At 73.5% G+C, this 23017-nt stretch carries 21 protein-coding genes; 12 read left to right on the top strand and 9 right to left on the bottom strand.

The features are described from left to right. Positions 1-131 precede the first annotated feature (131 nt). Positions 132-2474 (bottom strand): transglycosylase domain-containing protein, encoded by a 2343-nt coding sequence (locus tag AB0D10_RS09390; protein WP_360253615.1) that lies wholly within the window; start codon positions 2472-2474, stop codon positions 132-134. Between the two features lie 423 nt (positions 2475-2897). Here AB0D10_RS09390 and AB0D10_RS09385 point away from each other — a divergent pair, with 423 nt between their 5' ends. Then, positions 2898-3221: a WhiB family transcriptional regulator gene (locus AB0D10_RS09385; protein ID WP_030240986.1), complete on the top strand. Its 324-nt coding sequence runs from the start codon at positions 2898-2900 to the stop codon at positions 3219-3221. An 80-nt stretch (positions 3222-3301) separates the two neighbouring features. Here AB0D10_RS09385 and AB0D10_RS09380 read toward each other — a convergent pair whose 3' ends face one another. After that, the gene (locus AB0D10_RS09380; RefSeq protein ID WP_360253614.1) at positions 3302-4567 is read right to left on the bottom strand and encodes an ArsA family ATPase; all 1266 of its coding nucleotides are present in this window, start codon (positions 4565-4567) and stop codon (positions 3302-3304) included. Beyond that, positions 4564-5652 carry an ArsA-related P-loop ATPase gene (locus AB0D10_RS09375; RefSeq protein WP_360253612.1) on the bottom strand — a complete coding sequence of 363 codons (1089 nt, stop codon included), beginning with the start codon at positions 5650-5652 and terminating at the stop codon, positions 4564-4566. Before AB0D10_RS09375 ends, AB0D10_RS09380 begins: the two co-directional genes overlap by 4 nt. A 213-nt stretch (positions 5653-5865) precedes the next feature. Here AB0D10_RS09375 and AB0D10_RS09370 point away from each other — a divergent pair, with 213 nt between their 5' ends. The 5 genes from AB0D10_RS09370 (at position 5866) to AB0D10_RS09350 (ending at position 8550) form a co-directional block, all read left to right on the top strand. Further along, positions 5866-6024 (top strand): DUF4177 domain-containing protein, encoded by a 159-nt coding sequence (locus AB0D10_RS09370; protein WP_094743074.1) that lies wholly within the window; start codon positions 5866-5868, stop codon positions 6022-6024. After that, the gene (locus AB0D10_RS09365; protein WP_360253610.1) at positions 6021-6488 is read left to right on the top strand and encodes a RidA family protein; all 468 of its coding nucleotides are present in this window, start codon (positions 6021-6023) and stop codon (positions 6486-6488) included. The genes AB0D10_RS09370 and AB0D10_RS09365 overlap by 4 nt, the downstream gene beginning before the upstream one ends. A gap of 63 nt (positions 6489-6551) precedes the next feature. Next, entirely contained in the window at positions 6552-7418 is an 867-nt protein-coding gene (locus AB0D10_RS09360) for an NUDIX hydrolase (RefSeq protein ID WP_360253608.1), read from the top strand. Between the two features lie 128 nt (positions 7419-7546). Then, a complete protein-coding gene (locus tag AB0D10_RS09355; protein WP_360253606.1) occupies positions 7547-7720 on the top strand; it encodes a hypothetical protein in 174 nt (57 codons plus the stop codon). After that, positions 7717-8550, top strand: coding sequence for an MBL fold metallo-hydrolase (locus tag AB0D10_RS09350; protein WP_360253604.1), 834 nt, complete (start codon positions 7717-7719; stop codon positions 8548-8550). The genes AB0D10_RS09355 and AB0D10_RS09350 overlap by 4 nt, the downstream gene beginning before the upstream one ends. Positions 8551-8625: 75 nt before the next feature. Here AB0D10_RS09350 and AB0D10_RS09345 read toward each other — a convergent pair whose 3' ends face one another. After that, positions 8626-9300 (bottom strand): Crp/Fnr family transcriptional regulator, encoded by a 675-nt coding sequence (locus AB0D10_RS09345; protein WP_030288117.1) that lies wholly within the window; start codon positions 9298-9300, stop codon positions 8626-8628. Between the two features lie 239 nt (positions 9301-9539). Next, on the bottom strand, positions 9540-10547 hold the full coding sequence (locus AB0D10_RS09340) for a winged helix-turn-helix domain-containing protein (RefSeq protein WP_360253602.1): 1008 nt from the start codon (positions 10545-10547) through the stop codon (positions 9540-9542). Between the two features lie 112 nt (positions 10548-10659). On the opposite strand from AB0D10_RS09340, the gene AB0D10_RS09335 reads away from it, so the two are divergent. Continuing rightward, positions 10660-11484: an isocitrate lyase/phosphoenolpyruvate mutase family protein gene (locus AB0D10_RS09335; protein ID WP_360253600.1), complete on the top strand. Its 825-nt coding sequence runs from the start codon at positions 10660-10662 to the stop codon at positions 11482-11484. Positions 11485-11519: 35 nt separating this feature from the next. Here AB0D10_RS09335 and AB0D10_RS09330 read toward each other — a convergent pair whose 3' ends face one another. Further along, on the bottom strand, positions 11520-12137 hold the full coding sequence (locus tag AB0D10_RS09330) for an RraA family protein (protein WP_360253598.1): 618 nt from the start codon (positions 12135-12137) through the stop codon (positions 11520-11522). 147 nt (positions 12138-12284) lie between these two features. Further along, a complete protein-coding gene (locus tag AB0D10_RS09325) occupies positions 12285-13073 on the bottom strand; it encodes an alpha/beta fold hydrolase (RefSeq protein ID WP_360253596.1) in 789 nt (262 codons plus the stop codon). Between the two features lie 492 nt (positions 13074-13565). Here AB0D10_RS09325 and AB0D10_RS09320 point away from each other — a divergent pair, with 492 nt between their 5' ends. Continuing rightward, entirely contained in the window at positions 13566-14660 is a 1095-nt protein-coding gene (locus tag AB0D10_RS09320; RefSeq protein WP_360253594.1) for a S53 family peptidase, read from the top strand. A gap of 341 nt (positions 14661-15001) precedes the next feature. Then, entirely contained in the window at positions 15002-16171 is a 1170-nt protein-coding gene (locus tag AB0D10_RS09315) for a histidine kinase (protein WP_360253592.1), read from the top strand. A gap of 27 nt (positions 16172-16198) precedes the next feature. Here AB0D10_RS09315 and AB0D10_RS09310 read toward each other — a convergent pair whose 3' ends face one another. After that, the gene (locus AB0D10_RS09310; RefSeq protein WP_360253590.1) at positions 16199-18736 is read right to left on the bottom strand and encodes an FtsX-like permease family protein; all 2538 of its coding nucleotides are present in this window, start codon (positions 18734-18736) and stop codon (positions 16199-16201) included. Positions 18737-18740: 4 nt separating this feature from the next. Further along, positions 18741-19442, bottom strand: coding sequence for an ABC transporter ATP-binding protein (locus AB0D10_RS09305; protein WP_360253588.1), 702 nt, complete (start codon positions 19440-19442; stop codon positions 18741-18743). A gap of 484 nt (positions 19443-19926) precedes the next feature. On the opposite strand from AB0D10_RS09305, the gene lanKC reads away from it, so the two are divergent. From lanKC to AB0D10_RS09290, 3 genes are all read left to right on the top strand, one after another. Beyond that, positions 19927-22545: a class III lanthionine synthetase LanKC gene (gene lanKC / locus AB0D10_RS09300; RefSeq protein WP_360253586.1), complete on the top strand. Its 2619-nt coding sequence runs from the start codon at positions 19927-19929 to the stop codon at positions 22543-22545. Positions 22546-22686: 141 nt separating this feature from the next. Further along, on the top strand, positions 22687-22803 hold the full coding sequence (locus tag AB0D10_RS09295) for a SapB/AmfS family lanthipeptide (protein ID WP_189913033.1): 117 nt from the start codon (positions 22687-22689) through the stop codon (positions 22801-22803). Between the two features lie 79 nt (positions 22804-22882). Further along, positions 22883-22996, top strand: coding sequence for a SapB/AmfS family lanthipeptide (locus AB0D10_RS09290; protein WP_360253584.1), 114 nt, complete (start codon positions 22883-22885; stop codon positions 22994-22996). The last annotated feature ends 21 nt before the right edge of the window (positions 22997-23017 follow it).

Raw genomic sequence — 23017 nt, 5'->3', positions numbered from 1 at the left:
CCCGCTGACGGGCTCCCGCGGCCCCGACGGCCCGTCACCCCGGCAACACGCCGAAGGGGCGTCCTCCGAACCGGAGGACGCCCCTTCGCTACGTTCTGCGGGCCGGGCCGGGCCGGGCCCGGCCGCCCGGGTCAGCCGTTGCCGCCGCCGTGCTTGCCGCCGTTGCCGCCGCCGATCATGCCCGGCGGGAAGGTGAACCCGCCGCCGATCATCCCGCCGTTGCCGCCGCCGTTGCCGCCGCCGGGGTTGCCGCCGCCCTGCGGCGGCGGGGGGTTGCCCGCCGGCGGCTGGGGGTTCGGGTCGGCCGGGGGCGCGGTGGCACCGGCCGGCGGGGTGGCCGGCTGCGGGTCCGGGATGTCGATGGTCTGGATCGGCTCCATGGGCGAGCCCTGGAGGGCCTGGTTCATCGCCATCTGCCAGATCGGACCGGGACCGTCGGCGCCGAAGACCTCGTCGAAGTGCTTGCCGCCGATGTTGATGTTCTTCATCTTGACGCCGCCGGCCGGGCCGCCGAGCCAGACCGAGGTGGCCAGCGACGGGGTGTAGCCGCTGAACCAGGCGGCCTTCTTCTCGTCGGTGGTACCGGTCTTGCCGGCGATCTTGCGGCCGCCGTCCAGGCCGAGCGCGGCCGCGGTGCCCTTCTCGGTCACGTTCAGCAGGACGGTGTTGAGCTTGTCGGCGGTGTCCTCGGAGAAGGCCTGGCTGCACTGGGTCTGCGGGACCGGGAGCTCCTTGCCGTCCACCGTGCTGATCTTGTTGATCGCGATCGGGGTGCAGTACTTGCCGCGCGCGGCGAAGGTCGAGTAGACGTTCGCCATGGTCAGCGGGGAGAGCTCCAGGGTGCCCAGGACCATCGAGGGCACCTCGCGGAAGGCGTCGCCCTTGGCGGACTGGGTGATGCCCAGCTTGTTCGCCATCTGCTTCATCGCGCAGAGGCCGACCTGCTGCTCCATCTGCACGAAGTAGGTGTTGACCGAGCGGGCCATGGCCTCCTTCAGCTGGTAGGGGCCGACCTCGCTGTCCGACTCGTTCTTGACCGTCGCCTTGCCCTCGCCCGGCGTCGGGACGTTCTTCCAGGTGCCCGAGCAGGTGGACATCTGCGGGTACTCGATCTTGTTCTGGGAGGGGAACGCCTGGGTGGGCGCCATGCCCGACTCCAGCGCCGCCGCGGCCAGGATCGGCTTGAACGTCGAACCGGTCTGGAAGCCGTTGCCGCCGCCCATCGAGGCGTCCACGTTGAGGTTGACGACGGTCTGGTTCTTGTTCGGGTCCAGGCCGTACGGGCGGGTCTGGGCCATCGCCAGGATCTTGCCGGTGCCCGGCTCCATCATGGTCGCGGCCGCCGACACCGTGTCGGTCACGTTGACCTTCTTGGTGACGGCGTTCTGGGCCGCGGCCTGCTTGTCCGGGTCCAGCGTGGTGTAGATGTTCAGGCCGCCGGTGTCCCAGAGCTTCTTGCGCTCGTCGGCGCTCTTGCCGAAGGCCGGGTCCTGCTTGACCACGTGGCGGACGTAGTCGCAGAAGAAGCCCATCCCGGCCTGGGCGGTGATGCAGCCGTTCTGCGGGTCCTTGTACTTCAGGCCCAGCGGGGCGGCCTTCGCCTCCTTCGCCTCGTCGGCGGTGATGTGCTTGTTCTCCAGCATCTTGTCGATCACGACGTTGCGGCGCTTGACCGTGTTCTCGGGGTAGCGCACCGGGTCGTAGGACGACGGGTTCTGCACCATGCCGGCCAGCGTGGCGGCCTCGGCGACGGTCAGGTCCTTGTTGCTCTTGCTGAAGTAGCGCTGGGAGGCGGCCTCGACCCCGTAGGCCTGGTGGCCGTAGAAGGTGATGTTGAGGTAGTTGGTGAGGATCTGGTCCTTGCTCAGGTCCTCCTCCAGCTTGATGGCGACCTTGAGCTCCTGGATCTTGCGGCCCAGGGTCTTGCGCTGGGCCTCCAGGACGGCGGCCTGGTCGTCGCCGGCCTTCTCCACGTTGACGTTCTTCACGTACTGCTGGGTCAGCGTCGAGGCGCCCTGGGAGGCGGTGCCGCTCTCGGCGTTCTTGCTGACCGCGCGCAGGATGCCCTTGAGGTCGACGGCGCCGTGCTCGTAGAAGCGGGCGTCCTCGATGTCGACCTGGGCGTGCCGCATGAACGGCGACATCTGGTCGGCGGTGAGGACGGTGCGGTCGCGCTCGTAGACCTTGGCGATCAGCCCGCCCTTGGCGTCGAAGATCTGGGTCGCCTGGGTGAGCGGGGGCGTCTTGAAGTCGTCGGGGATGTTGTCGAAGCTCTCCGCCGTGTCCTTGGCGGTCAGCCCCATGGCGCCGACGGCCGGCAGGGCGAGCCCCGCCAGCAGGACTCCGGAGAGCACGCTGACGCCCAGGAACTTCACGCCGTTGCCGACGTGGTCCAACGGTGATCCGCCGGCCCGGCCGCGCGGAGCTCCGGTGTTGCCTGGGGGCTGGGGTGCCTGTGGGCGCTTCGGTGCCATGAGGAGAACCCTACGTCGCGGATTCCCGTACACAGGGGCAGGTGTTCCCCTAGGCTTGTCACAAGCTTGGTACAGCTTCGGTGCGTCAACATCATTCACTCTTGTGAGTGCAGAGAGTTGCCCGAATTGCCCCCGGATATCCGGATTTTGAGGCGGCTGAGGCCTCCTGTGCCCGCGTGAACGGTTGCTCTCCGTGATGGCTCCTGTGGCGAGAGTGGGGGCTCCGCCGTTGGCAAGGTGCGCGACCTGCGATCACTCCAACGAGTGAGCTGACCGATACCCATAGTCCAATCGGGTCATTCGAGATTGAGCCCGAAGGGGCTGTTGCAAGCTGTCGTTCTTCCGTAACGTCCTCAACTGGCAACGGTGAATATGCCGTTGCCGCCGTGGGGGAGCCTCGATACGGGAGAGGACGGCGCCGGGATGGGCTGGGTTGACGACTGGAGTGCGCAGGCCGCCTGCCGCACGAGTGATCCGGACGAACTGTTCGTCCAGGGGGCGGCGCAGAACCGCGCGAAGGCGGTGTGCAGCGGCTGCCCCGTGCGGACGGAGTGCCTCGCGGACGCCCTGGACAACCGGGTGGAGTTCGGGGTCTGGGGCGGGATGACGGAGCGCGAGCGGCGGGCACTGCTGCGCCGGCGCCCGACGGTCATCTCGTGGCGGAGGCTGCTGGAGACCGCCCGCACCGAGTACGAGGAGTCCCTCGCGACCGGTGTGATACTGACGGACTACGCACAGGCGGGCTGAGCAGCACCGCACCGGCCGAACCGGGGGGTCCGGGCCGGGCCGGCCCCGGGCGGAGCGCACGTCGCACCGCCCGCGGCCTCCTACCGCCGTCGAACCGCCTTGTCGCCGCCGTCCTGCGCGGCGTCGCCCGGGGCCGCGCCGCTGAGCCGGTCCCCGATGGCCCGCAGTCCGTCCAGGTCGTGCACGTCGCCCGGCAACGCCGGGACCTCCACGATCGGCACATCCGGGTAGACCGAGACGAAGCGGTCGCGGGTGCGGCGCTCCCGCCCCATGATCTGCATCCGCTCGGCGTGCAGTCGCAGCAGTCCGGCCGCGAGCAGCTCCGCCTCCGGCGAGGAGTGCTCCGAGCCGTTCTCCTCCAGCGCCTCCGCCGCCGCCAGCGCCCGCTCCGCGGTCAGCTGCGGGGCGCCCGTGCCGTGCACCCGGTTGAGCACCAGCCCGGCCAGCGGCATCCGGTCGGCGGCGAGCCGGTCCACGAAGTACGCCGCCTCGCGCAGTGCGTCCCGCTCCGGCGCCGCCACCACCAGGAACGCCGTGCCCGGCGCCTTGAGCAGCTGGTAGGTGCGGTCGGCGCGTTCGCGGAAGCCGCCGAACATCGAGTCCGTCGCACTGACGAAGGTCTGCACGTCGGTCAGCAGCTGGGCGCCGAAGATCTTGCCCAGGGTGCCGGTGAGCAGGCCCATCCCGGCGTTCAGGAACCGCATCGCGCTGCGCCCGCCGACCTTGGCCGGAGCGGTCAGGATCCGGATCACCCGGCCGTCCAGGAAGGACCCGAGCCGGTTGGGCGCGTCCAGGAAGTCCAGCGCCGAGCGCGACGGCGGGGTGTCCACGACGATCAGGTCCCACTCCTCGGCGTCCCGCAGCTGCCCGAGCTTCTCCATCGCCATGTACTCCTGCGTGCCCGCGAAGCCGGCCGACAGGGACTGGTAGAAGGGGTTCTCCAGGATCGCGCGAGCCCGTTCGGGTTCGGCGTGGGCCAGCACGACCTCGTCGAAGGTCCGCTTCATGTCCAGCATCATGGCCTGGAGCTCGCCCTCGCGCCGCCCGCCGTCCCCGTCCGGGTCGCGCAGCGGCGCCCCCTCCATCGCGGTGACGCCCTTCACCACCCGGGGGGTGTTGTCGAGCTCGGTCAGGCCCATCGACTGGGCGAGCCGGCGGGCCGGGTCGATGGTCAGCACCACGACCTTGCGGCCGCGTTCGGCGGCCCGCAGGCCGATCGCCGCGGCGGTGGTGGTCTTGCCGACGCCGCCGGACCCGCAGCAGACGACGATCCTGGTCCCCGGATCGTCGATCAGCTCGTCCACCGCGAGCCGCTTCCCGGTGCTCCGCACCCCGTTCGAGGTCATGCCGCCCCCTGCCGCTTCAGGTCGCCCGCCAGCCGGTAGAGCCCGCCGAGGTCCACGCCCTCGCTCAGCAGTGGCAGTTCGTACGTCGGGATCCGCAGCTGCTGCAGGTCGGCGCGCTGCGCGCGCTCCAGCTCGACCCGCTCGGCGTGCTCCCTGGCCTGCTCCAGCAACGGGTCGATCAGCGGCTCCACCGCGGCCCGGACCGTCTCCGGCTTGCGCGAGCGGCCCCCGAGCCCGGCCTCCCCGAGCGCCAGGGCGACGTCCTCGCGGTGGTCGCCGTCCACCGCGGACACCGCCGCCGCGTCGAGCACCGGCGGCCGGACCATGTTGACCAGCACCCCGCCCACCGGGAGCTTCGCCTCGCGCAGCTCCCCGATGCCGTCGACCGTCTCCTGCACCGGCATCTCCTCCAGCAGGGTGACCAGGTGCACCGCGGTCTCCGGGGACTTCAACACCCGCATCACGGCCTGCGCCTGAGTGTGTATCGGGCCGATCCGGGCCAGCCCGGCGACCTCGGCGTTGACGTTCAGGAACCGGGTCAGCCGCCCGGTCGGCGGGGCGTCCATCACCACCGCGTCGTAGCGGCGCCGGCCGTCCGGGTCCTTGCGCCGGGTCGCCTCGCAGGCCTTGCCGGTGAGCAGGACGTCCCGGACCCCGGGCGCGATGGTGGTCGCGAAGTCGACGAAGCCGACCTTCTGCAGCGCCTTGCCGGCCCGGCCGAGCTTGTAGAACATCTCCAGGTACTCGAGCAGCGCCTGCTCGGTGTCGATCGCCAGCGCGAAGACCTCGCCGGGCCGCGCCCCGCCCGCGGACGCCTCCGCGGCGGGCAGCCCCAGCTGCCGGCGGGAGACCGAGGCGATCCGGCGCTCCTCGTACGGCAGCGCGGCGATGCCGAACAGCTCGGCGATGCCCTGCCGGCCCTCGACCTCGATCAGCAGCACCCGGCCGCCTTCGGCCGCGAGCGCCAGGGCCAGCGCGGCGGCCAGCGTGGTCTTCCCGGTGCCGCCCTTGCCGCTGACCACGTGCAGCCGGACGCCCTCCCAGTCGGGATCGCGCCGGTCCGCCTGGCCGGGGGTGCGTGCCACGCTCCGTCTCCGTCCGTCTCCGTCCTACGGGCGTCCCCTCCTGACGAGGGTGCCCCTCACCAGGGTGCCCTCTCGCGAGGGTAACCAGGGACCGCGCCGGATGCCCGGAGCACCTGGGGGTGCCAGGCCTGATCATGCCCTCTTTGTGCTCCACCTCACACGCCGGTCCCCGTGCGGCGCCGATCGCCGCGGCGGCTCGTCTAGAGTCTGGCCATGACCAAGTGGGAATACATGACGGCGCCCCTGCTCGTGCACGCCACCAAGCAGATCCTGGACAACTTCGGCGAGGACGGCTGGGAGCTCGTCCAGGTCGTGCCCGGCCCGAACCCGGAGCAGCTGGTGGCCTACTTCAAGCGGGAGAAGAACGCATGAGCGTCGTCGAGTCGAAGCTCGCCGAGCTGGGCCTGACCCTGCCGCCGGTGGCCGCCCCGGTCGCCGCGTACGTGCCGGCCCTGCAGTCCGGCGAGTTCGTGTTCACCTCCGGCCAGCTCCCGGTCGTCGGTGGCAAGCTGCCGAGCACCGGCAAGGTCGGCGCCGAGGTGTCCCCGGAGGAGGCCAAGGAGCTCGCGCAGACCTGCGCGCTGAACGCCCTGGCCGCCGTGAAGTCCGTGATCGGCGACCTCGACCGGATCGAGCGGGTCGTCAAGGTCGTCGGCTTCGTCGCCTCCGCCCCCGACTTCACCGGCCAGCCGGGCGTCGTCAACGGCGCCAGCGAGCTGCTCGGCAAGGTCCTCGGCCCCGCGGGCGTGCACGCCCGCAGCGCGGTCGGCGTCGCGGTGCTGCCGCTGGACGCCCCGGTCGAGGTCGAGCTCCAGGTGCGCGTCAAGACGGTCTGAGTCCGATCACGGAGGCGGGGCCGGCCCTGGCCGACCCCGCCTCCGTGCGCTTAGCATCCGGGCATGGACCATCGAGCAACGACGCTCCCGATGCCGCCCGGCTGGCCCGCCCGGATCCGGGCGGTCGAATCCGGCGTGCTGACCCCGCCGGTGCCCAGGCCCGCCGCCACCGTCGTGCTGCTGCGCGACGCCGCTGCCGGCCCGGAGGCCTACCTGCTGCGCCGGCGCACCTCGATGGCCTTCGCGGCCGGGATGTACGCCTACCCGGGCGGCGGGGTGGACCCGCGGGACGCCGAGGTCGAGCCGGGCTGGGCCGGGCCCTCGCCCCGGGAGTGGGCGGACCGGCTCGGGGTGGACGAGCGGACGGCCCGGGCGGTGGTCTGCGCGGCGGTCCGCGAGACCTTCGAGGAGGCCGGCGTGCTGCTGGCCGGCCCGGACGCGGGGAGCGTCGCCGAGCCGCGCGACTGGTCCGCCGAGCGGGCCGCGCTGGAGGCGCACGAGCTGTCCCTCGCCGAGTTCCTCCGCGACCACGGTCTCGTGCTGCGCAGCGACCTGCTGGGCGGCTGGGCCCGCTGGATCACCCCCGAGTTCGAGGAGCGCCGCTACGACACCTGGTTCTTCGTGGCGGCCCTGCCGGCCGGCCAGCGGGCGGCCCTGGAGGTCGGCGAGGCCGACCGGGTCGCCTGGCTGAGCCCGGCCGAGGCGGTCCGGGGCCACCAGGAGGGCCGGTTCGGGATGCTGCCGCCGACCGTGACGGTGCTGCGCGAGCTGTCGTCGGTCCGCACCGCGGCCGAGGCGCTGGCCGCGGCCGCCGAACGTCCGCTGGAGCCCGTGCTGGGCCGGGCCGAGCTGCGCGGCGACCGCATGACGGTCCGCTGGCCCGGGTACGACGAGCTGACCATCGACGGGGAGTTCCCCGAGGGCTCCTGAACCGTCCGCGGAGGAGGCTTACCGGCACCGCCGCAGAACCGCACCGCCGCAGAACCGCACCACCGCAGAACCGCACCACCGCACGGAACCGCGCGAACCGCACCACGCAGAGAAAGGACCGACGCCCGATGACCCACAACGAGGTGGCTCGCCGGACGGCACCCGAGATGCCCGCCCGCCGCCTGACCCCCCGCACCCCGGCCTGTGACGACCAGGTCCCGTTCGTCGAGCCGACGCAGCGCGCCGTCGTCCGGGCGCTGCCGCTGCGGACCCTGCACCGCGACGGCGGAGGCGGCCGGTGAGCGGTCTCCTTCCCGGTGACCCCGCCGCCGTCGTCGGCGGCGAGGCCACCCCCCGGGCGCTGTGCGTGCTGGCGCCGAACCCGTCGCCGATGACGCTGGACGGCACCAACACCTGGCTGCTCTCCGAGCCCGGTTCGGACCTCGCCGTGGTGATCGACCCGGGCCCGCTGCACGAGGAGCACCTGCGCCGGGTGGTCGCCCTCGCCGAGGAACGGGGCAAGCGGGTCGCGCTGACCCTGCTCACCCACGGCCACGCCGACCACTCCGAGGGCGCGGCCCGCTTCGCCGAACTCACCGGCACCGAGGTGCGGGCCCTGGACCCGGCGCACCGGCTGGGCTCCGAGGGACTGGTGGGCGGTCAGCGCCTGGACGTCGGTGGGCTGGACCTGCGGGTGGTGGGCACCCCCGGCCACACCTCGGACTCACTGACCTTCCACCTGCCGGACGACGGCGCGATCCTCACCGGGGACACCGTGCTCGGCCGCGGCACCACGATGGTCGCCCACCCCGACGGGAGACTCGGGGACTACCTGGACTCGCTGCGCCGGCTGCACACGATGGCCTCCCACCACGGCGTGCGGACCGTTCTGCCCGGCCACGGCCCGGTGCTGGCGGACGCGCTCGGCGCCGTCGACTACTACCTGGCGCACCGGGCCAACCGGCTCGCACAGGTGGAGACCGCGGTCGAGGCGGGCTGCCGGACCGCGCCCGAGGTGGTGGCGCGGGTCTACGCCGACGTGGACCGGGCGCTCTGGCCGGCCGCGGAGCTGTCCGTCCGGGCGCAGCTGGAGTACCTGGAGGAGCACGGGCTGATCCCGGAACGGAGCTGACCGCCCGGACCGGGTGCCCGCACCGACGCCGAAGGGCCCGTCCGGACGGACGGGCCCTTCGCGGTGCTCGGAGCGTCAGCGCGAGCGGCGGGACAGCCGCTCGACGTCCAGCAGGACCACCGCGCGCGCCTCCAGCTTCAGCCAGCCGCGGCCGGCGAAGTCGGCGAGCGCCTTGTTGACCGTCTCGCGGGAGGCGCCGACCAGCTGGGCCAGCTCCTCCTGGGTGAGGTCGTGGGCGACGTGGATACCCTCCTCGGACTGCACGCCGAAGCGGCGGGAGAGGTCGAGCAGGGCCTTGGCGACGCGGCCGGGCACGTCGGAGAAGACCAGGTCGGACATCACGTCGTTGGTCCGGCGCAGTCGGCGGGCGATGGCCCGCAGCAGCGCGATGGAGACCTCGGGGCGGGCGTGCAGCCAGGGCTGCAGGTCGCCGTGGCCCAGGCCCAGCAGCTTGACCTCGGTCAGTGCGCTGGCGGTCGCGGTGCGCGGGCCCGGGTCGAACAGCGACAGCTCGCCGATCATCTCGCTGGGGCCGAGCACGGCGAGCATGTTCTCGCGACCGTCGGGCGAGGCGCGGTGCAGCTTGACCTTGCCCTCCGCGACGACGTACAGCCGGTCGCCCGGGTCGCCCTCGTGGAACAGCGACTCCCCACGGGCGAGGGTGACCTCGGTCATGGAAGCGCGCAGCTCGCCGGCCTGTTCGTCGTCGAGTGCCGCGAAGAGTGCGGCGCGCCGCAGAACGTCGTCCACGTGCTTCCTCCTTCTCGGCCGTGCGGCGGGTGGGCCGTCCGGCGCAAGTTCCGTTCAGTGTTCTGCGTCACCAAGCATGGCGCATGTCGCTCCGATCATATGAGGAGGGGGTGTGCCGAGGTGTGCCGTGCGGGGCCATTCGTACCGGCGGGTCATCGGCCGGGACATGTGGCGGGAGGCCCCGGACGGTTCCGGGGGGCCGTCATTGAACCCGCGCCCGTAGGGCGACGGCGGGCCGGTCAGGCGAGTGTCGGCCCGTCCTGGCCGAACAGCGCATCGCCGACTGCCGTGCGGGCGTGCAGGACGGCGTGACCCGCGCGGTGGGCGCTGGTCAGGCCGGCCGTGCGGAGGGCGGTGACGTGCTGCGAGACGCCGGCCGGGGACAGTCCGGTGCGGCGGGCCAGCTCGGTGGTCGAGGCCGGGGAGTCCAGCTCGGCCAGCAGCCGGGCGCGGGAGCGGCCGAGGACGCCGGCCAGCGCGTCGGTGCGGGCCGCCGCGCCCGGCCGGCGCTCCCACAGGGTGGCCGTGCCGCGCGCCGGGTAGATCAGCTGCGGCGGGTCGGGCGGCAGCACTCGGGTCAGCACCCGCGGCCAGGCGAAGGCCGAGGGCAGGAGCAGCAGCCCGGCGCCGGCGGTCAGCCGGGTGACCGCGCAGTGCCGCTGCTCCAGCAGCAGTGCGGTGCCGTCCCAGCGGACCGTCTCGTGCAGTTCTCCCAGCATCCGCGCGGTCCCGTGCTCGGCGGCCTGCCGGGAGCGGTGGAAGACGTCCGCCGCGAGCAGCGCCCGGATCCGGGCCCAGTACGGGGCGAGCGCCAGCTCCCAGTACGCCGCGAGGTCGGCGGCCAGCCGGGGCAGCTGCGCGGCCGGGTCGCGGTGCAGCGGCGCCAGGACGGCGGGCAGCCGGCCACCGGCCTCGGCGGCCAGGACGTCGAGGTCGGCCCGGACCTGTTCGGCGCCGGTGGCGGTGATCGCGGCCAGTTCCTCGGCGAGTGTGGGGGAGAAGCCGGCCGGGGCGGGGTTGAGGAAGTCCGGCAGGTGGCCGGTGGGCGGCACCAGCGCGGTCAGCCGTTCCGGTGCCGGTCCGGCGGCGGCCGACCGTTCGCGGACCTCCCCGGCCCAGCGGCGGTGCAGCGCCGGGACGGGGGAGCAGGCGAGGGCGCGCAGGCTGGTCACCACCTCCTGCATCGGTGAGACGGCGAACCGGGTCAACGCCAAGTCCTGTGCGGAGAAGTGCAGTTCGGTGCGCATGCGGGCCCCCTCCGCGGAAGATTCAGCCCCAGCTTAATCACTGGTCCGGGCGGGGCGGCCGGGCGCAGGATGCCTCCGTCCCCACCGATCCGTACGAAAGCCGGTGACACCCATGTCCACCACCCCCGAGTCCCGCGAGCGGGCGTTGCGGCTGCGCGAACTGGTCACGGACGGCGCACTCGTCCTGCCCAACGCCTGGGACGCGGGCAGCGCCGCCGTGATCGCCTCGGCCGGCGCCCGGGCGGTCGCCACCACCAGCGGCGGCGTCTCCTGGTCGCTCGGGCACGGCGACGGCCAGCGGCTCGACCGCGCGGCGGCGGTCGAGGCGGCCCGGCGGATCGTCGAGGCGGTCGACCTGCCGGTCACCGTCGACGCCGAGGGCGGGTACGGGCCGCTGCCCGCCGACGTGGCCGAGACCGTGACCGCCCTGGTCGGCGTGGGCGCGGTCGGCGTGAACCTGGAGGACTCGACGGCGGTCGGCGGCCCGCTCTTCCCGGTCGCCGCGCAGGCCGAGCGGTTGCGCGCGGCCCGTGCGGCGGCGGCCGCGGCCGGGCTGCCCGAGCTGGTGGTCAACGCCCGCACCGACGTCTTCCTGTTCGGGCTGGGCGGGCTCGACGACGTGCTGGCCCGGGCCGGGGCCTACGCCGGGGCGGGCGCCGACGGCCTGTTCGTCCCCGGGCTGCTGGACCTCGACGCCCTCACCGAGCTGTGCCGGCGCTCGGCGCTGCCGGTGAACGCGATGGCCGTCCCGGGCGGGCCGACCGTCGCCGAACTCGCCGCCACGGGCGTGCGGCGGATCAGCCTCGGCACCGGTCTCGCCCAGCTCGCGTACACCGCGGCCCGCCGCGCCGCCGCCGAACTGCTCGGCGCCGGGACGCTGACGGAACTCGACGGGGCGCTCGGCTTCGGCGAGCTGAACGGGCTGTACCGGGGCTGACGGCGGTCCGGGGGGCCGCCGGCCGCCCCGGGGCCTCAGCCCTGGAAGCCCAGTTCGGCGAGGGTCCGCTCGATCCGGGCGTGGTGCTCCGCCGCCCACTCGTCCAGGGTCTCGGCGGCCTCCTTGGCCAGCTTGGCCCGGGCGGCGTCCAGGACCCGGTCCCGCTCGGCGGCGGGCACCACCACGACGCCCTCCTCGTCGGCCACCACCACGTCGCCGGCCGCCACCAGGACACCGCCGCAGCGGACCGGGGCGCCGTGCGTGCCCAGCGCCTTCTTCGCCCCGGGGATCGGGATGACGCCGCGGGCGAAGACCGGGAAGCCCGCCTCCCGGACCTCGCCGAGGTCCCGGATCAGCCCGTCGGCGACGAAGGCCGTCACGCCCCGGCGCTGCGCCACGGCGCACACGTTGCCGCCGGCCAGCGCGTAGTCCAGGTCGCCGGACTCGACCACGATCACCGAGCCGGGCCCGGCCCGGTGGATCGCGGCGTGCAGCATCAGGTTGTCCCCGGGCGGGCACTGCACGGTGAAGGCCGGGCCGGCCACCCGGGGCATCCCGGCCCAGAGCGGGCGCATGCCGATGTCCATGACCTGGGCGCGGCCCAGGATGTCGGCCAGGGTGGTGGTGGGGATGTCCTTGAAGTCCACGTCCATGGGTCCTCGTTCTCCGATCATCGGTTCGTCGGAAGACTAGGGCCACCGCCCGCGACGCCGGGCGCCCCTCCCCCGGACGGAACGTCAGGGACGGGACGTCAGGCCCGTTCCCGGGGCGCGAGGTCGACCCCTCCCCGGGACGGAACCTCAGGCGAAGAACTTCTCCAGCTCCGGCACCAGCACCTCGGCCGCGACCTCGTGGGTCTGGTCGGCCAGCGTCCGGTACCCGGCGCCCGGCACGGCCGCGGCCACCGCGGCGGCCGGGGCCCGCAACAGCTCCGGGCTGGCGCCGCCGTCCAGCACCAGGGTCGGCACGGCGATCCGGGCCAGGACGTCGACCGGGACGGTCGCACCGGTCCGCGCGCCCAGCGCCGCCGCGTCGTAGGCCAGCGTCGGCGCGATCGCCTCGAACAGCGGCCACACCGGGGCGGTGCGCATCCCGGCCACCATCTCCGGGGGCATCCCGACGAAGGTCATGAAGGCCGCGACGGCGTCCCCGCGCCGTCCCTCGGCGAGCGCCGCCTCCAGCTCGGTGACGTAGCCGACGAAGCGGGCGCTCTGCTCGGCCCCGGTGCTGAAGGGCGGCTCGTAGACGGCCAGCCGGGTCATCGGGACGCCCGCGGCGGCGGCCCGCAGCGCGAGCGCGGCGCCCGAGGAGATGCCGAAGACGGCGGCCGAGCCGCCGGCCGCCGCGACCACGGCGGCCAGGTCCTCGATCTCGCGCTCCACGGCGAACGGCGCGGTGTCGCCGCTGCTGCCGCGGCCGCGCCGGTCGTACGCCCAGACGGTGTGGTGGGCGGCGAGCTGCTCGGCGACCGCGACGCCCGGGTCGAAGGCCCGGTGGGTGGTCGCCCCGTCCACCAGGACGACGGCCGGGCCGGAGCCGGTGACGGTGCAGGCGATGGTGGTGCCGTCGGTGGAGACCACGGTGCTCATGGGGTGTTCCTTCGTTCGGACGATCCGGTCGCAGGGGTAGACCGGTGTCCGCCGCGAAACTCATCGCTCCCGCCGAAGATCTTTTCCGGGGCGTCCACGGCCCCTCCTGCCCGCCGGCCTCACTCCGGACGACCAGGACCACCCTCGCCGAGGGCCGCGGTCCTGCTCGACAGCCCCGTGGGAACCATAGGACGCACCCCGGCGCGACGACCATGGGCGTGGTCCACGTTCCCGTCCGTGGAAAATCCACGATCTCGCCGAGGGGCCCTGACCTCCGGCCGCCCGGACCGGATCATGAGGCGCGGAAAGCCCTCGACGAAAAGGGAGAGCGTGGAAGTGGGAACGGACTCGAAGCTCCGGCGCATCGCATCGTGGCGCAGAACCGCCGTGGTATTTCCGCTGCTGTGCGGAATTCTGGCCTCCCCGGCCCAGTCGGTCTCGGCCGCGGCCCGCGCCGATTCCGCGGAACCCGCGAAGGAGCCGTCCATCGCGGTGCCGTACAAGGCCGCGGAACTGTGGCAGCGGGGAATCACCGGAAAAGGCGTGACGGTCGGCGTACTGGTCTCCTACGGAGATCCCCGACTGGCCGATTTCATCGCGCAGTACGACGAGGCGTACGGATTGCCGCCGGCCGACATCGTGAATCTCGAACCGCTGGGGAAAGTGCCGTCCTGCACCGACCCCGGGGTGAACACCGCGAACTGCCTCGCCTGGCAACAGGAGACCAGGACGGACGTGGCGATGATCCACTCGCTGGCCCCGGGGGCCCGCATCGCGGTGACCGCGATCCCGGTCGACGAGACCCAGGGCGAGACCGGGATGCCGGAGATGATGCGGGCCCTCGACTTCCTGACCGAGCACGGCATCGCCGACGTGGTCTCGATGAGCTTCGGGACGCCGGAGCAGAACTTCTCCGACCCCCGGTCGATCCACCGCCTCGGGCAGGCCTTCTCCCGCGCGGGCCGGGCCGGGGTGACGCTGGTGGCGTCCTCCGGGGACCACGGGCCGACCGGGCCGCTGCGCGACTCGCCCGACCGTACGTACGACCGGCGGGTGGTGGCCTGGCCGGCCTCCGACCCGCGGGTGACGGCGGTGGGCGCGGTGCAGCTGCACGTGGACCGCGACGGCAACCGGACCGCGCCCGACACGCTCTGGCCCCGGTCGGGCGCCGGCCACTCGTCGGCCTTCGCCCGGCCGTGGTGGCAGCGGTCCGTGGCGGACGGCGGGACGGCCGACGGCAGGGCGGTGGACGGCAGGACGGTGGACGGCGGCGAGGCGGACGGCCGCTCGATCCCCGACATCACCATGCAGGGCTCCCGCGGCAGCTCCCAGTCCGCGGCCCTCTTCGCCGGCGTGGCGGCCCTCGCGGTCCAGCAGCACGGCGGCCGGCTGGGCGACATCAACCCCCTGCTGTACCGGCTCGGCCGGCACGGTGCGGCGGCCGGAATCACCGATGTCACCGAGGGTTGCAATGACTACGGCGGAGTTCCCGGCTTCGCCGCCGGTACGGGCTTCGACACCGCGAGTGGTTGGGGCACGGTGGATGTTCCCTCCTTCGTCCGCGCACTGGCCGGATCCGATCGCTGAGCCGCAGGTCGCGGCCGCTGCCGCGGATTGCCCGGTACGGTGCGCCGGCCGGGGCAATTCCACGAGTCCGGGGAATTGGCCGCGATTGCGGCCGGTCCGGAGACGGTCGACCGGCAGCGGAAATCCATCATTTCCGGTCAATGACTGTGTGTTAACGGGATATTGCTGACGGGAACTATGCTCTGGGTGAGGCGTGCGGGGGCCGCGTCGTCGTGCGAAGCGGGCCCCGCGCGCCGATGGCGGGCCGAATCGTCTACCGGGAGCTGACATTGGGTCACAGTGCGTACCGAATCGACGGTGATCGTCACTCGCGGCGGCCGGCCGGGCGTCGAACGTCCCGGATGGCCGGCGACCCCTTGTCGAGACTCACCCAGGGCATCGTCGTCATGGTGGCGGTCGGCTTCTTCGTCGCCTCGGTGGTGGCCACCGTCCGCAACCACGACGGCCTGGTGTACCAACTGTCGGCCGTCGTCGTCCTGTTGCTGCTGCTCGGCTTCCAGATCATGCACGCCGGTCCGTGGCGGCTGGAGCGGCTCTGGTGGCCGTGGAGCCTGTTCGCCCACGGGGTGCTCACCTACCTGCCGTTCCTGGTGTTCGACGGCTCGTGGGTCGGCATCCCCGGCTCCTTCGCCGGTTCGGTGCTGCTGACCGTCGCCGCGCCCCGCTCCTGGATCCTCTTCGGCGCCCTGGCGGCGGGCCAGTACCCGCTCTGCGCGGCCCTGGACGGGAACTTCGGCCAGTGCGTCAACGCCGTCGTCTCCACCGTCGTGGGCGGCATCGTCGTGTACGGCGTGGCCCGACTCGCCGATCTGACGGCCGAGTTGCGGGCCGCCCGGACGGAGCTGGCGGAGCGCGCGGTGGACCAGGAGCGGCTGCGCTTCGCGCGCGACCTGCACGACCTGCTCGGCTACAGCCTCTCGGTGGCGGCGCTGAAGTGCCAACTCGCCCAGCGGCTGGCCCTGGAGGACCCGGCGCGGGCCCGCGCCGAGATGTCCGAGGTGCTGGTGATGGTGCGTCAGGCGATGTCGGACGCCCGCTGGATCTCCAGCGGCGACCTCCAGATGTCCCTGGCGCGGGAGTCCCGGTCGGCCGTCGCGGCGCTGCGGGCGGCCGGGATCAGCGCCGACGCCGACCTGGACTGCGGCGTGCTGCGGCTCGAACTGGACGCGGTGCTGGCCACCGTGGTGCGGGAGGCGGTCACCAACATGCTGCGGCACAGCGTGCCCGGGCACTGCGAGATCCGGGCCGACCGGGACGAGCGCGGCACCGTGCGCCTGGTGGTGTCCAACGACGGCGTCCCGGCCGACGGCGGACCGGCGGAGCCGGGCGGCGGGCGCGGCCTGGAGAACCTCACCGAGCGGCTGCTGGCCGTCGGCGGTCGGCTGACCGCCGAGCGGGACGATTCCGGCTGGTTCCACCTCTCGGCGGTCGTCGAGGCCTCGTCCGCCCCGAAGGCTTCGGTCCGGGCGGCCCGGGAGGCCGGATCCGAGCGAGCCTCCAGCGCGGCCTGACACCCGGCACCGCAGGGAGCGTGCGGCCTACTCGCGCACCCCCATCGCCTCGACCGGTTCCCTCCGCAGCGCCAGCCGGGTGGTCAGCAGGACGGTGCCGACCCCCAGCAGCGCCGCCCCGCCCAGCACCGCGGCCTCCCAACTCCCCGGCAGCGACGGCCAGGCCGTGCCGGTGAGCGCGAGGCTGACCGGCACCAGGACGGCCGCGGTGACCGCGGCGCCGAGGGCGAGCGCCACGGCGACGGTGATCCCGCCCTCCCAGGCCATCATCCGCAGCACCTGGCGGCGCGTGGTGCCCACCAGCCGCAGCAGCGCGAACTCGCGCAGCCGCTCGGTCGTGGCCATCACCAGGGTGTTGACGACGGCGATGGCGGTGAACAGGCTGATCATGCCGAGCAGTAGCCGGCCGACCGCGGTGGCCGCCTGCTGCTGGTGCCGACGCGCCGCGTCGTAGTCCGCCCGGTCGCTGATCCGGGCCATCGGGTAGGCCGACCGGAGGCCCTGGAGCTCCCGGCCCACCTGCTGCGGGTCGGCGCCGGGGGCGGTGCGGACCAGCACGGTCGGTGCGAGCAGGTCCGGCGTGTGCGCGGCGGCGAAGCCGGTGGGCAGCAGCGCTCCGGCGAACCGCGCGTCACGGTCGTAGACGGCGACGACCGTGGCGGTGCCGTCGCTGCCGTCCTCCCACTGGATCCGGACCGTGGAGCCGACGCCGACGCCGAGACGGGAGGCGGTCTGCTGCCCCAGCGCGATGCTCTCGCCGCGCAGCCGGTCCAGTGAGCCCGCCGTCACCCCGGGATCGACCAGCTGCTCCAGCCCCTGCGGGTCGACGATCCGGGCGTCCACCCCGTGGGTACCGGCGGTGTCCGAGGTGTTGCCGGACACCATGACGACGCTGGACACCAGGCCGCCGGCCGCCCCGACCCCGGGCAACTTCCTCACGGCGTCGGTGAATTCGGCCGGAAGGCCGATGTCGCCCGCCTGGACGACGTGGTCGGCCAGCAGCCGTCGGCCGTCCTCGGCCACGTTGGCCTGCGCCTTGACGACCGGGACGAACAGCACGGTGCCGGTGAAGGCCACCGCCAGCACCAGCGGGGTGACGGCGGCGGCGAACCGGCGGGGCTGGGCCCGCAGGGCGGCGGAGGCGAGGAATCCGGCGACGGGGAAGAGCCGGCCCACCGGCCCGCCGATCGCCACACTGGCGACCCGGCCGATCAGCGGGCCGATCAGCGCGACCCCGAGCAGCAGTACCAGCACCATGCCCTCGGCCGTGCCGGCGCCGCTGCGGCCGTCCGTCGAGCCGGCCAGCACCGCGCCGCACACGGTGAGGGTCACCAGCCCGAGCGCGGTGCGGATCCGGCCGATGCCGGGCGGCGGCGCCGAGGAGTCGCGCAGCGCCTGGGTGGGCTCGACCCGGGAGGCCCGGCGCGCGGCGGCCCAGACCGCCAGCTGCGCGGTGACGACGACGACGCCGAGGACGATCAGCGGGGCGGTCGGCCCGACGTGCAGCGGCACGTCCGAGCCGACCACCCCGCGGTCGACCAGTTCGCCCCGCAGCAGCGCGGCCAGGCCGACCCCGAGCGGGACGCCGACGACCGCGGCCGCGAGTGTCAGCACCAGCGTCTCCAGCGCGATCATCCGCCGTACCTGGCCGCTGGTGGCGCCGACCGCCCGCAGCAGGGCCATCTCCCGCATCCGTTGCTGGACGGAGAGTGCGAGCGCCCCGGCGACCACGAAGACCGAGACGAACAGCGACAGCACGCCCATCGTCCCGGCGAGCGAGGACAGGCCGTCCCCGGGCCCGGGAGCGCCGTAGAACTCCAGCTCGGCGCGGTCGTCGCCGGTGCGCGCCCGGGGTCCGGACCCGTCGTCGTCGCCGTTCTGCGGTCGGGTCGCGGCCACCGCCTGTCCGGCCTGCTCGGCCAGTGCCCGAAGGTCGGTTCCCTCCGCGGCGATGATGCCGATCGCGTTCGCGCCGGTCGTCGTCCCGGCGAGCCGGGCGGCCTGCTCGGGGCTGAAGAAGAGTGCGCTCTGCCGGGACAGCTCCTGCGCTGGCGAGGCCAGTCCGGCCACGGTGTAGGGGCGGGGCGCCGAGGTGGTGGCCAGTCGTACGGTGCCGCCGGCCGTGACCCCGGCGCGGGCGGCGGTGGCGGCGTCCAGGACCACCTCGTCGGGCCCGGCCGGGGCGCGGCCGGAGGTCAGCCGGAACGGGGCCAGGACGGCGCTCGTCCAGGAGTGCCCGAGCGAGGGGCCGCCCTGCGGACCGGACAGGACCTTTCCGTCCGCCGTGATGACCGCCGCCGGGAAGGAGACCTCCGGGACGGCGGCCGTGACGCCGGGCAGTCGGGAGAGCCGGGCGACCAGCGGTCCGGCGTCGGGGACGCGGGTGGGGTCGCCGACCACGACCGGGGCCGCGGCGTAGCGCTCGGCGGACCTGCCGGTGCGCAGGGCGGACTCCAGCAGGACGCCGCAGGCGGCGGTGAGGACGAGGGCGAAGGCGAGCGCGGTGAAGGCGCCGGCGAAGCCCGCCTTCCGCGCGCGCACCGTCTGCCAGGCCAGCAGGAGCATGTCGTCAGCGCCTTCCGAGGATGGTCATCCGCTCGGCGACCCGTTCGGGCGTGGGCCCGTCCAGGACCTCGGCGAAGGCGCCGTCGGCCAGGAAGTAGACCTGGTCCGCGTAGGAGGCGGCGACCGGGTCGTGGGTCACCATGACGACGGTCTGGCCCATCCCGTCGACCACGTGCCGGAGCAGCCGCAGGACCTCGGTCCCGGTGGTGCTGTCCAGGGCGCCGGTGGGTTCGTCCGCGAAGACCACCTCGGGCCGGGTCACCAGGGCCCGGGCGATCGCCACCCGCTGCTGCTGGCCGCCGGACAGCTGGGTGGGAAGGTGCCGCACCCGCTCGGTCAGACCGGTCCGTTCGACGATCTCCGCCAGCCAGGCCTTGTCCGCCCGGCGCTTGGCCAGCCGCAGCGGCAGGGTGATGTTCTGTTCGACCGTCAGCGACGGCAGCAGGTTGAAGGCCTGGAAGACGAAGCCGATCCGTTGGCGCCGCAGGATCGTCAGTTCGTTCGGGGACAGCGCCGCCAGGTCCCGGCCGGCCAGCCGGACCCGGCCGGAGGTCGGCCGGTCGAGCCCTGCGGCGCAGTGCAGGAAGGTGCTCTTCCCGGATCCGGACGGCCCCATCACCGCGGTGAACCCGCCGCGCCGGAACTCCATCGACACCCCGCGCAGGGCGTGCACGGCCCCCGCCCCCTGCCCGTACACCTTGCTCACCCCGTCGAGCCGGACCGCCGGGTCCGGGTCGGAAACGGAATGGTCCTGTTCCGGATCGTTGGAATCCGCAGTCCGCGAGAAAACGGGAATCCCCTCCTCGATGCGCCGCCCTGCCCCTTATCGCCGGCCAGCCTAGCCAAATCCGCAGACCGGCGTAACGGCCGGACCGGCCGACGGGCCCGTCCGGCCGCCGGGGAAGGGCCCCGGGCGGCCGGGGGATGGGCAATCCACGGGCTGACCCATGCGAATCGCATGGGGCATTCCATGGAGTACGGCGTGGCCAAAGTCCTGTTCGGGTGCAAGGATCGACCTTGTTCGAAGTAATCAAACACGGACCGCCGGGAACCGGGTCGATCGACTCTCCCGTGCCGTCGTCCGGAGTTCCGTCGGCACGGCCGATGTTTTCGGCCGAGATTTCCCGCCGATTCCTTCCGAGTCATTCGGATCAATTCGACGTTTTTCGGAGCGGTCACGGGGGTGGCGAATGTCAAAGAATTACGACGTGTACTGCATGGCCGATCCGACGTTCTTCGACTCGCCCGCCGGGCTGAAGGAGGAGGGCCTCGAATTCGCCCTCTCCGGCCGGCCGGTGCCCGAGGGCTGGAGCAGGATCCCGCACGGCGACTGGGTGCTGTTCCGCCCCGAGGGCGGGGATCCGCTGCCGAAGCAGGGCTGGAAGATCCACACCTCCGGCCGGCAGCAGAACGCCGACCTGATCCTCGACGCGGTGGCGGACCACTGCCACGCCGAACGCATCCCGTTCAAGCACCTCGCCGGCCGGCACATCCTGCAGACCCGGAACATGAAGTACGCCCACCGGGGCGCCAGCGGAAAGCTCGTCACCGTCTACCCGCGTGACGAGGCCCAGCTGAAGGCCGTGCTGGACGCGCTGGACGCCTGCATCGGCGGTGAGGCCGGCCCGTACATCCTGAGCGACCTGCGCTGGAACGAGGGCCCGCTCTACGTGCGGTACGGCGGCTTCACCGAGCGGCACATGGTCTCTGAACAGGGCGCGCTCGTCCAGGCCATCGAGGCGCCCGACGGCACCCTGGTGCCGGACAGGCGCGAGCCGGTCTTCCACGTCCCGGAGTGGGTGGAGCTGCCGGACTTCCTGGCGCCGCAGTTGGCGGCGCGGAAGCGGGAGACCGTCGAAGGCCTGCCGTACCGGATCGAGAAGGCGCTGCACTTCTCCAACGGCGGCGGCCTCTACACCGGCGTGGACACCCGCACCGGCGCGCAGATCGTGCTCAAGGAGGCCCGGGCCTACGCGGGCCTGACCAACGACGGCAAGGACGCGGTCGAGCGGCTCCGGCACGAGCGGGACATCCTCGAACGGCTCGCCGGGCTGAGCGTCGTGCCCAAGGTGATCGACTACTTCGTGGTCGGTGACCACCACTTCCTGGTCGAGGAGTTCCTCGACGGCCAGCCGCTGAACAAGTTCTTCGGCCGGCGCTACCCGTACAACGGCTCCCGGACGGACCGGGCCGAGATCGCCGAGTACACGGACTGGGCGCTCGGGATCTGCCGGGCCGTCGAGGAGGCGGTCGACGCGGTGCACGGACGCGGCGTCGTCTTCGGCGACCTGCACCCCTTCAACGTCATGGTCCGCCCGGACGGCAGCGTCGCACTGATCGACTACGAGGTCGCGGCGCCGGTGGAGGCGCAGACCAAGCCCGCGCTCGGCAACCCCGCCTACGCGGCGCCGCGCGACCGGACCGGCTTCGCCGTCGACCAGTACGCCCTGGGCTGCATCAGGCTCGCGATGTTCATGCCGCTGACCGCGATGCTCCGCCAGAGCCTCGGCAAGGCCCGGCATCTGGCGGACGAGATCGCCGAGCGGTTCCCGGTGCCGCGCGAGTTCCTCGACGCGGCGGTGCGGGACATCCTCGGCCCGGCCGACGGGAACGGATCCGGCCGGCCCGCGCGGCCGTCCACCGGCACCCCCGCGACGGTCTTCGACCCGGCCGTCCTGCCCCTGCCGACGCCGGACCGGTCCGTCTGGGCCGCCACCCGTGACTCACTGGCCGGCGCCATCCTGGCGAGCGCCACCCCGGACCGCGACGACCGGCTGTTCCCCGGTGACATCGAGCAGTTCAGCACCGGCGGGCTCAATCTCGCGCACGGCGCCGCCGGAGTGCTGTACGCGCTGGACGCGACCGGTGCCGGCCGCTTCCCGGAGCACGAGCAGTGGCTGCTGGACCGCGCCCTGCGCAAGGACGCCCGGGCCCGCTTGGGCTTCTACGACGGTCTGCACGGCGTGGCCCACGTGCTCGACCGGCTCGGCCACCGCGCCGACGCGCTGAAGGTCCTGGAGCTCTGCCTCGCCGAGGGCTGGGAGCGCCTGGGCACCGACCTGCAGAGCGGCCTGTCCGGCCTCGCGCTCAACCTCGCGCACTTCGCCGACGCCACCGGGGAGTCCTCGCTGGGCGAGGCCGCCGTCCGGGCCGCCGACCTGGTCGCCGGACAGCTCGGCGGCGCCGAGGACGTGCCCGACACCAGCGGCGGCCGCCACCCGCACGCCGGGCTGATGCGCGGCTCCGCCGGGCCGGCCCTGGTGTTCGTCCGGATGTACGAACGGACCGGCGACCGGGCCTACCTGGACCTGGCCGCCACCGCCCTGCGGCAGGACCTGCGCCGCTGCCTGACCCGCGCCGACGGCGCGGTCCACGTCAACGAGGGCTGGCGCTCGATGCCCTACCTCGCGACCGGCAGCGCGGGCCTGGGGATCGTCCTGGAGCGCTACCTGGCGCACCGCGAGGACGAGCAGTTCCGCGTCGCCGCCGACGGCGTGCGGATCTCCTCGCAGTCCGAGCACTACGTCCTGTCCGGCCTGTTCAACGGCCGGGCCGGCATCATGCAGCACCTCGTCGAGACGTCCCGGCTCCCGCAGCCGGCCGACGATCCGGACGTGGCGGCGCAGATCAGGGCGCTGTCCCTGCACGCGCTCGCCTACCAGGGGCACCTCGCCTACCCCGGCGAGCAGCTGCTCCGGCTGTCGATGGACCTCGCCACCGGCTCCGCGGGCGTGCTGTTCGCCCTCGGCGCGGCGCTCGGCGACACCCGGGTCCACCTGCCGTTCCTCGGGCCGGCCCGGACCCCCTGACCCGGCCGGCCCGCAAGACCGGCGCACGGGCGCGCGCCGCCCGAACCGGCACCCGCCCGTGCGCCCCCACCGACTGCCCTTCCGGTCCCGGAAGGGTGCCCGCCAGGGCGAAACCGGTATCCAACGGAAAGGAAGAGAACCATGGCACTGCTTGACCTGCAGACGATGGAGCTGCCCGCCGAGGCCGAGGAGCTGGCCCCCATGGGTAGCGGTCAGAGCACCGACTGCTCGAACTCCAGCTGGCTGTGGTGCAACTGACCCTGACCTCCGGGTCGGGTCGGAACACCCCCGCACGGCTTCACTGACCACCGCACGACACACCAGAGAGGACAGGACCATGGCGCTGCTTGACCTTCAGGCGATGGAGCTTCCCGAGGCCGAGGAGATGGCCCCGATGGACAGCGGCAAGAGCACCGACTGCTCGAACTCCAGCTGGCTGTGGTGCAACTGACGCCGACTGAACCACTAGTCG

The organism is Kitasatospora sp. NPDC048545, from assembly GCF_040651155.1.
In the GTDB taxonomy this organism is placed as follows: Bacteria; Actinomycetota; Actinomycetes; order Streptomycetales; family Streptomycetaceae; genus Kitasatospora.
This window is presented reverse-complemented; position numbering and strand designations above follow the sequence as displayed.